Origin of the sequence: Streptomyces sp. DvalAA-14, assembly GCF_900091855.1 — a bacterium.
Classification (GTDB): Bacteria; Actinomycetota; Actinomycetes; order Streptomycetales; family Streptomycetaceae; genus Actinacidiphila.
Genome location: NZ_FMCH01000557.1, coordinates 1 through 8,477, shown reverse-complemented (window position 1 = coordinate 8,477; position 8,477 = coordinate 1). Strand labels below are relative to the sequence as shown.

9 protein-coding genes are annotated in these 8,477 nt (G+C 70.2%); 3 read left to right on the top strand and 6 right to left on the bottom strand.

Features of this window, described 5'->3' with window-relative positions:
* Nucleotides 1–171 precede the first annotated feature (171 nt).
* A complete protein-coding gene (locus tag GA0115240_RS29885) occupies nt 172–861 on the top strand; it encodes a phosphatase PAP2 family protein (protein WP_093741469.1) in 690 nt (229 codons plus the stop codon).
* Between the two features lie 16 nt (nt 862–877).
* On the opposite strand, the gene GA0115240_RS29880 is transcribed toward GA0115240_RS29885, so the two are convergent.
* The 4 genes from GA0115240_RS29880 to GA0115240_RS29865 all read right to left on the bottom strand — a co-directional run bounded on the left by GA0115240_RS29880 (nt 878) and on the right by GA0115240_RS29865 (nt 3,902).
* The gene (locus GA0115240_RS29880) at nt 878–1,507 is read right to left on the bottom strand and encodes a hypothetical protein (protein WP_093741467.1); all 630 of its coding nucleotides are present in this window, start codon (nt 1,505–1,507) and stop codon (nt 878–880) included.
* A complete protein-coding gene (locus GA0115240_RS29875; protein ID WP_093741466.1) occupies nt 1,504–2,118 on the bottom strand; it encodes a hypothetical protein in 615 nt (204 codons plus the stop codon). The genes GA0115240_RS29880 and GA0115240_RS29875 overlap by 4 nt, the downstream gene beginning before the upstream one ends.
* Nucleotides 2,115–3,461, bottom strand: a complete 1,347-nt coding sequence (locus GA0115240_RS29870) for a hypothetical protein (protein ID WP_093741464.1) — start codon at nt 3,459–3,461, stop codon at nt 2,115–2,117. Before GA0115240_RS29870 ends, GA0115240_RS29875 begins: the two co-directional genes overlap by 4 nt.
* A 78-nt stretch (nt 3,462–3,539) precedes the next feature.
* Nucleotides 3,540–3,902 (bottom strand): hypothetical protein, encoded by a 363-nt coding sequence (locus tag GA0115240_RS29865; RefSeq protein WP_141709015.1) that lies wholly within the window; start codon nt 3,900–3,902, stop codon nt 3,540–3,542.
* Nucleotides 3,903–4,225: 323 nt separating this feature from the next.
* On the opposite strand from GA0115240_RS29865, the gene GA0115240_RS29860 reads away from it, so the two are divergent.
* Nucleotides 4,226–4,897, top strand: a complete 672-nt coding sequence (locus GA0115240_RS29860; protein WP_093741461.1) for a hypothetical protein — start codon at nt 4,226–4,228, stop codon at nt 4,895–4,897.
* 26 nt (nt 4,898–4,923) lie between these two features.
* Nucleotides 4,924–5,910: a hypothetical protein gene (locus tag GA0115240_RS29855; RefSeq protein ID WP_093741460.1), complete on the top strand. Its 987-nt coding sequence runs from the start codon at nt 4,924–4,926 to the stop codon at nt 5,908–5,910.
* 18 nt (nt 5,911–5,928) lie between these two features.
* Here GA0115240_RS29855 and GA0115240_RS29850 read toward each other — a convergent pair whose 3' ends face one another.
* Nucleotides 5,929–7,500, bottom strand: a complete 1,572-nt coding sequence (locus GA0115240_RS29850; protein WP_237555327.1) for an FAD-binding oxidoreductase — start codon at nt 7,498–7,500, stop codon at nt 5,929–5,931.
* Between the two features lie 212 nt (nt 7,501–7,712).
* Nucleotides 7,713–7,922, bottom strand: coding sequence for a hypothetical protein (locus tag GA0115240_RS29845; protein ID WP_370673385.1), 210 nt, complete (start codon nt 7,920–7,922; stop codon nt 7,713–7,715).
* Nucleotides 7,923–8,477: the final 555 nt, after the last annotated feature.

Here is an 8,477-nt window from a genome sequence, read left to right as displayed (position 1 = left end):
CTCGCTGGTCACCCTTGGATAACAGCCTGGTGATCATCTGGCGAAGACCGGAACGCTACGTACCGTGTCAGCGGTTGTACGGGGGAGAATGGCACGGGACGCAAGCGACGGGGGTTGCGGACGAGCCCAGGCCGTACGTACAGCCAGTCGCATGTAAGGGGCACCACCGCTATGGCAGAGGTTGCTAACGACAGTGTGAACCCCGACATCAGCCTGCTCCGCGACATGAACGACTACGCCAGGCAGGCACCCCACGGCGTCGACCGCGCCGTGGAACTCCTCAGCGCCTACGGGCTGCTGGTCGTCACGGCGCTGCTGGCCGGCTGGTGCTGGTGGCGCGTCGCCCGCCGCTCGGCCGACGCGCCCGCCGCCGTGGCCGGCGTCCTGTGGGCCCTGCTCGCCGGCGGGCTCGCCCTGCTGGCCAACATCCCGATCCGCGCGTTCGTGCGACGACCCCGGCCGTACACCGAACACGACGGCCTCGACGTGCTGATCCACGGCGGCCCCCACTACTCCTTCGTCAGCGACCAGGCCGCGCTGGCCGCCGCGATCGGCGTCGGCCTCTTCATGGTCAATCGCCGCTTCGGCGCCGCCGCCCTCCTGATCGCCGTCGCGGAGGGCTTCACCCGCGTCTACCTCGGCGCGCACTACCCCACCGACGTCATCGGCGGCTTCGCCCTCGGCGCGGCCACCACCCTCCTGCTGGCCCCCCTCGCCCTTGCCCTCCTCACCGCACTCACCACGACCCTGACGACCACACGCCTCGCCGGGCTCATCCGGGCCCGCCCCGACACGCTCCCGCCCGCGGAGGACGCCCAGGCGCCGCGCCACCGCGCGGACGACAAGGGGCTGGCGGCGTAGCGCAGTTGCGCGGCGCTCAGGTCCCCGGGTCGGGGACGCAGCGGATGCCTCGGACCAACTGGTCCAGGTCGGGGAGGATTTCGATGAAGCGGTCGTGGTTCCACGAGGTCAGAAACACATGGACATCGGTTTCCATGGCGGCGTCGCGGAAGATGTAGTTGACCTGGTCGTACGGGCCGGGTCCGTAGACGCCGCTCCATCGGGACTTGACACCCGTGCCCAATGCCTCGGTCTCGAACCACTCGGTAGCGGCCTCCGTGGTGGCGCTCTCGGTGCCCCAGTAGGCGTAGTACCGCATCGCCTCTTCCCACGTCCCCTGGCACCGCCAGAGCCCGACTGCCGCGGGTACCGGAAATTTGGTGTAGTCCGGGCAGTGGCAGTACAGCTTGTGCCCGGCCATGCGGCCGGCGACAGCGGTGCGGGCCAGGACGAGGTGCTCGGCGAAGGGCAGGACTTCCTTCTTGACGACCTTCTTGGTCAGTTCGCGGCCACCCTTCACGAAGCGGTCGCCGGCGTAGTCGAAGGCCCATTCCGCCGCGTCGGACCACTTGGTGCCCTCGAACCCGAGCGGGATGGGAAACCAGGCGGAGCGGTCGTAGTCGATCTCGGCCCAGTTGGGAGTCGATTTCCGTTCGTCGAAGCTCATGTGTTGTCCTTCTGCATGCGTTCCCAGCGGAACGTGCCCATGATGGCGTCGAAGAGCGCGCAGAGCAGCCGCGCCGTCCCGTCCGCCGGACTCCCTGCGCCAAAGGTGGAGAAGGACGCGACCAGCCAGCTGTCCGTTGTACCGGGCACGGGCAGGATGTACTCGACACGACGTGACGGGTAGGCCACCTCGCGATCGGGATCGGCGTCGTAGACGCGTTCGGTGCGGATGCCGGGGGTGGCGTCGAGTTCCACCGGTTCCCCGCCCTCGGTCGTGGCCAGGACCTCGGCGAGGACGCGCTGCGGATCGGGCGCGTCGGGACTGGCGAAGTCGACGAGGGAGACCAGGAACGAGGCGGGGAGATTCTGCTCGCGGCGGCCGAAGGGCAGATAGAGATCGACGCCCGCGTTGTTCCGGGCCTGGTTGATCAGCGCTTTGAGGCGCTGCTCCAACTCCCGTCGGTATTGCGCCACCTCGTCACGCCCGTGCCGGGCGAAGGCCTTGTCCAGCAGGGCGCCGAGTGCCTGGTCCGTGCCGCGCCGGACGGGGATCTTCTGCCACTCGCGCGGCACGACCAGTCGGTAGCCGCGTATCGCCCGGGCCGTTGTCACGAGCCGACCTCGTGTGTGGTGAGCTCTTTGAGGCGGCCGAAGGTGTCCCAGTGCGGAGAGGTGTCGCCCTCCAGTTCTGGATGGGCGAGGCCGCCGGCGAAGCCGTTGCCGACCCAGTTGATCAGATCGCTGCCGCCGGCCCAATGGCCGGCCTCATCAACGATGTTGGCGGCGCCGTTCGCCAGCCGGACGGTGTTCAGAAAGCTCGTGCCGCGGGCGAGGGCGTTCGGGAACAGCCGGGTGTCGGGGAACTCTTCGGCGAGGGACCTCAATGTGGCCATATGCTCGCCGACTTCCTTCTCACCGCCGGCGAGAAATTTCTCAGCGACCGCCCGGCCGTAGTCCGCCATGAAAGAGGAGAACCTGACGCCCGGACTCTGGCCGGTTTTTCCGAGGAGGTCCGCGCCATCCGCGGCGGTCTTCGCAGCGGCCGTACCGACCTCCTCCGAGCCTCGCAGCCCCCTCGCCACACCGTCGGCGAACCCCGTCGACCCCTTGAGCAGCGCTTCCGACCAGCTCGACGCCCCCAGCGTGGCCAGCGCGAACACATCGAGGCCGACGTCGATCCAGGAGCCGTCACCGGTCAGGGCGACGGCGGTATGGCCCAGCAGGGCGGCCAGCATGAGCCCGCCCAGGAGTGCGGTGGCGATGTCCAGGACGGGGATGAAGAGGGAGACGATCACGAGCGCGGTGACGATCCACGTGCAGACGTCGGCGAGGAGTTTGATCAGTTCGGCGTGTTGGTGGATGAAGTCCTTGAACGAATCCCACCGGCTGTCCTTGAGGCCGTCGTGCTCGGTGTCCTCGATCCTCTGCTTCCAGAAGCCTGCGCGGTCATCGCGATGGCTCTTGGTGCGGGCCAGTTGGGCCTTCGCACCCGCCAACTCGTCCTGGGCGGCCTGCCGGGCGCGCTCGGCGGCCGCCTGACGCTGCTGCTGCTCCGGTGTCAGCTGCGGCTGCGGGCTGCCGGGCGCCGGCTTCAACTCCGGGGCGTTGGCGGTCGTCGCCACCGCCTGGGCGCGTGCCAGCGCGCGCAGGGAGTCCGACTGGCACTGGTCCAGGTCGTCCGCCCAGTGCCCCAGGTACTCGGAGACGTGCTCGTAGCGGGTGGCGACCTTGTCCAGGCCGTCGCGCAGGTCGGTGGCGGTTTCGCGCAGAGTGTCGGCGAACTTGCCGATGTTGTCGTCGCCCGCGATGTCCTGCAGCAGGGCGATCTGGTCGCGGATCGTCGCCGCCATCTTTCCGAGCCGCGAGGACTCGGTGCGTATCTCGTGCGGGTCCCCGGGAACCGGGTCCTCGGATTCGTCGAGGACGGCCCACTCGGAGTCGGCTGGTCTGGTCATACAGCGCGTTCCCTCCCCTGTCGCGCCTATCTCCCGCGCGGCGGTGTTCCGCGCGGACGTCGCTCTCCCCGCGCGCCGTTACTCCTGGGCGCCGCCCTTGCCGACGGCCCCGCCGCCGCTCTTACCAGCACCTTTACCGGCGTCGGTGAGACCGTTCCGGAGTTTCTCGTCCACGTCCTTGAAGGCTTCCATGGTCTTTTCGGCCATCTCACCCATGGCTTGGATCTTGTCGAGCAACTTGTGGCGGTGATAGTCCCAGTTGCTCGCGAAGTCGTGCATGGCGTGCGCCATGTCCCCGGATCCGAGTGCGCCGGCGATGTCCGACTGATGGTGGCCGGTGTCCTCCAACTCCCGCTGGATCGCCTGGAGATTGCGGCTGGACTCCTCAAGCCGGTCGTAGGAGACCTTGAGGTCCGTCATCCGCGCGCGCCCTCCGTCCACGGCCTGTCCGCCGCGTCCCACCGTTCGAACCGAGGGACCAACCTCTCAAGTAATTCGGATCTCCAACAACGCTGTTCGTTCAAGGGATGGCAAAAACTGATCGGCTTGTGGACATCGGCCGACGGTTCGACCTCGGCGACGGCAAGGGCGGTGGCACGGACCGCTGTGGATCAGCGGTCGCCTCTACAGCACCGCGTCTCGCGCCGGTAGTGTCAATGCCCATCACGACTGCTTGCCGACCACTTCGCCAACTGCTTCACCAACTGCTCAGCCGACTACTTCGCCAACTGCTCCGCACCGGACGACTCACGGGGGACTCCGACGTGACCCGCTCTTCCCTGCCCATCGCCGCCGCCTTCGCCGCCGCCGCGGGCCTGCTGCTGACCGCCTGCGGCGGGGGCGGCTCGGACGGCTCGGACCAGGCGCAGCCGTCCACGACGGCCGCCGCGCCGACCGCGACCACAGCGCCCGCGACACCCACGCCGCCGCCGACCACAGCCACCGGTCCGGCCGCGCCCACCTTTGTCCTGCCGTCGGACGCGAAAGTGGTGTTCACCGGATTCGACGGATCGGACGCGAAGACCGCCCCTGTTCTGCGCGATGTGAAGAACATCGTGATGACCATGCAGGAGGCGGAAGGCGAGGGCAAGGGCAGCACACCCAACATCAAGCGCTACTTCTCCGGACTTCAGGCTGCCACTGTTTCGGACACCGCCATCAACTACCGCAAGTCCGGCCTGACGATTACCGGCACCCTCCGCGACTACCGTCCCACCGTCGCATTCGACGCCGCCGATCGAGCCCAGGTCAGCTACTGCGAGGACGAGAGCAAGGCGTACGACAAGGTGATCGCGACCGGCCAGGTGAGGAAGACCACACCGGAACTCCGGGATTTCAGTCTCTGGCGCATGGGGCTCGTGCGGAACGCCGCTGGTGATTGGCAGGTAGTCGACTACTCGCAGCAGACGGGAGTGTCCAAGTGCGCGGGTTCCTGAAAGGCCGTAAGCGTCTGCTCCCCACAGTGGTGCTGACTGTCCTGGCGCTCCTCGTCGCCGCTCCCCCTGCGAGCGCATTCCGCCGGGGAGTCGGCAACCCGCGGCCTCCGACTACGACGACCACGCCGACCAGCGACAACGGCAGGCTCTCGTCCCGGGTTTCGTACAGCGGAACCGGATACGGAAACAACGCGGGCGGGCCGACCCAGCGGATCACCTCGTCGGATCAGAATTTCACCCCGCCCGACTGCTGGTACGAGGCGTACACACCCGCGGAGTTCAAGCAGATCCTCCAGGAGCGCTACTACGCGGCGGGAAACGCCAACGCGGGCACGGTCTACAACTATTACTACCAAGTCCGGTCGGACCTGGAGGCCAAGCACTACCACCAAGGCGAGCCGGGAAGTTGGTGGGTGCTGGTCTACAACCCCGATCTGCCGCCCGACAGCGGCGGTTCCTGCACGCTGAGTACGGGATGGATGTGGGTCGGCCCCGGCGACCCTCCCCCGCCCGCACCGGTCACCGCCGAGATGCTGTCGAGGGCGGCCTACAACGCCACTCGACTGCCGGCCCGTACCGTGAAGCTGAGCCCTGCCGCGGACGGGCAGAAGGTCAACTTGGCCACGTACATCAAGTTCGGTGAGGCCATTCCCGAGGTCTACGTGACCGCCCGGGTGCCCAATCCGCCGGTGGCCGCGACCGTCGTGGCGGAACCGTACGCGCTGCACATCGATGCCGGGACGTCCTTCGCGGACCCCCAGTCGTGCGACTACCCGTTCACGAAGACCGGCGATCGGTACAACGTCAACACGGCGGACGCCGCCTGCAACATCACCTACCGCAAGGCGACCGGCAGCGGAAGCGCGTACACGCTGCTGGCGCGCATCACCTGGCGGGTGCACTGGACGGCGACCGCCGACCCGGACGGCCCGGTGGCCGGGCAGCTGCCGGCCGGCTACACCACCTCGCCCCAGGAGGTCCAGGTCCAGGAGATCCAGACCGTCAACCGCTGACCCGGGCCCGGCGTCCCGTCACAGGGCCTGCGGAAACGAGAAGAGGCGGTTCGGGTCGAGGCGGGACTTGAGGGCGGTGAGGCGGGCGGCGTTGGGGCCGTAGTAGGCGGTGCGCCAGTCGGTGAGAGTGGGGTCGGTGTAGTTCTGGTAGGCGGCGCCCGAGGCGTAGCGGCGCAGAGCGGCGTGGGTGGTGTCGAGCCAGGAGGTGCGGGACAGGGCGTCCGAGGCGAGGTATTGGACCAGGACGCGGGAGGAGCGGTGGGCGAAGGCGGTGGCCGTGGGCGACGGGCGGTTGACGGCGCCGCCGAGCGCGGTGAGGGCGATGCTGCCGGCGCCGCCGCCGGACTGGCCGGCCAGGCGCTGGGTCTGGGCGAGGAGCGCGTCGATGCCCGCCTCGGACAACTGGCTGTCGTAGAAGTCGGAGCGGGCGGTGTACGTTTCGCGGCCGAGGTTCCCGGTGGGCGGCAGGTGGCACTGGGCGGCGGACATGCCCGAGCAGCCCGCGTAGGAGAACATCGCGTCGAGGAAGGCGTGCGGGCGCAGCGAGACGCTGGACGCGGGACCGGGCCCGCCGGGGGCGTCGGCCAACCGGTCGGCCGCGTTGGCGAGATCGTCCCGTGAGCCGGTGGACATCATGGCCACGGAGACCGTCGGCGAACCGCCGGGCGCGCAGTCCAGGTGGAGCGAGGACCAGATGGGGTCGGGCTGGTCGGGTCCCCACGCCTGCCAGGAGCGGATCACCGCGGCGGCCTTGCTCCACGGCCAGGTGAGGTAGCCGGTGACGACGTTCGGTGTCGGATGGGTGCTGAAGCGCAGCGAGGTGACGACGCCGAACTGGCCGTTGCCGGCGCCGCGCAGCGCCCAGAAGATGTCGGGCTCGGCGTCCGCGGAGACCTCGTGGGTACGGCCGTCGGCGGTGATCAGGGTGGCGCCGGTCAGGTTGTCGCAGGTGAGGCCCATGGAGCGGCTCAGTACGCCGTGCCCGCCGCCGAGGGTGAGGCCGGAGATACCGACCGAGGGGCAGGAGCCGCCCGGGACGCAGCGGCCCTGGTCGCCGAGCGTGCTGTAGACGTCGATCAGCTTGGCGCCGGCCCCGATGGTCGCCGTGGTGCCGTCGAGGTGGATGGACTTGATCCGGGACACGTCGATGATCAGCCGGCCGTCGCCGCTGGACCAGCCCGCGTAGGAGTGGCCGCCGCTGCGGACCACCGGCACGGTACCGGTCCGGGTGGCGAAGTCCAGGCAGCTGCGGATGTCCGCCGCGCCGGTGACGTAGGCGATGCCGGCCGGGCGCAGATTGTCGTACCGGGTGTTGTAGAGCCGGTGGTCGAGTTCGTACGCGCTGTCGCCGGGGCGGACGAGGTCGCCGTCCAGGGTTGAGGCGAGCGCCTTCCAGTCCGCCTTCACGCGGGTGGGCGAGGGCTTGGGGGTCGAGCCGGCGGCGGAGCCGGTGGGGGAAGGGCTCCCGGGGGTACGACTCGACGTCGAAGCGGCGCTCTTGGCATCGTTGGAGCCGCCCGGCGTGCAGCCGGTCAGCCAGGCCGCCGCCAGCACTCCGCCCCCGGCCCGCAGCGCGGTACGCCGCTCCAGCCTGCGCTTCGCCGGGAAGGTTATGGGGGATGTCGAGTCCGCCGCTGTCTCGCTCACAGTGTTCCACCGCCGCATCACGCATGGGGTCACGCCGACCCCAATGGCAGGTGCCTACTGCCCCCGGGCACCTTCGGTAACCCAAGACGACGCAGCAAGGACTCCGGTTGCGACGATCTTCCGTGGTGACGGGCCCGCGACAATCCCGCGACAGCTCAGTCGCCGGCGTGCTCGTGGGCGTCCCGCCGGGCCCGGTCCCGCGCCCGGCGCGCGGGGCCCGACCAGCCGCAGGTGCAGCGGGCCGAGACGAAAGAGCCGCGTTCGACCACGGACGTCCGGTGCGCCGGCCCGGGCCCCGCACCGCGGGCGGACCCGGCGTCGGCGGTGGTGGAGGAAGGAGGGGCCGAAGCCGCGTCGGCGACCACTTTGCGCACGTGTCCACCGTAACGGGCGTGACGGCGTGCTCAAGACCGTCGTTAGCCGGATGAGGCCTCAGTCGAGGGGCCGGCGGCGCCGGGCGGCGGCCGGACAGGGATGGATGAGTGATGGTGGCATCGATGTCCACGGGGGTGCGGGCGCTGCGAGCGGCGCGATCGGTACCGGCCGAGCCCACCGGACCGCCCCCGACGCGTGGGGCCGCGCGCCCGGCGCCGGGGCGGGCGGCGGGCGCTGACCGGGTGGATCCCGCGCACGCCGCGGGCCCAGTGAGTCGGCCCGACAAGCCGAGCCGGCCGGACCGGTCGGACCAGTCGAACCGGTCGGACCAGTCGGACCAGTCGGACCGGCCGGACCGGTCGGACCGCCCCCGCCCACCACGCCCACCCCGCCCGCGGCCCGGAAAAGCTGGCCCTCCGGCCCCGGCCGGCCCGGCCGCCCGGGCCTTCACCGCCGGCGCCCTCGCCCTGGCCGCCGCCGCCGCCGCGGCAGCCCTCAGCGGCTGCGTGAGCAGCGGCGCCGCCGCCGAAGGCCAGGACGGTGTG

Bases quoted from the DNA above. Each gene is read 5' to 3' on its own strand.
- GA0115240_RS29885 (WP_093741469.1), top strand. From the start codon at position 172: ATGGCAGAGGTTGCTAACGACAGTGTGAACCCCGACATCAGCCTGCTC.
- GA0115240_RS29880 (WP_093741467.1), bottom strand. From the start codon at position 1,507: ATGAGCTTCGACGAACGGAAATCGACTCCCAACTGGGCCGAGATCGAC.
- GA0115240_RS29870 (WP_093741464.1), bottom strand. From the start codon at position 3,461: ATGACCAGACCAGCCGACTCCGAGTGGGCCGTCCTCGACGAATCCGAG.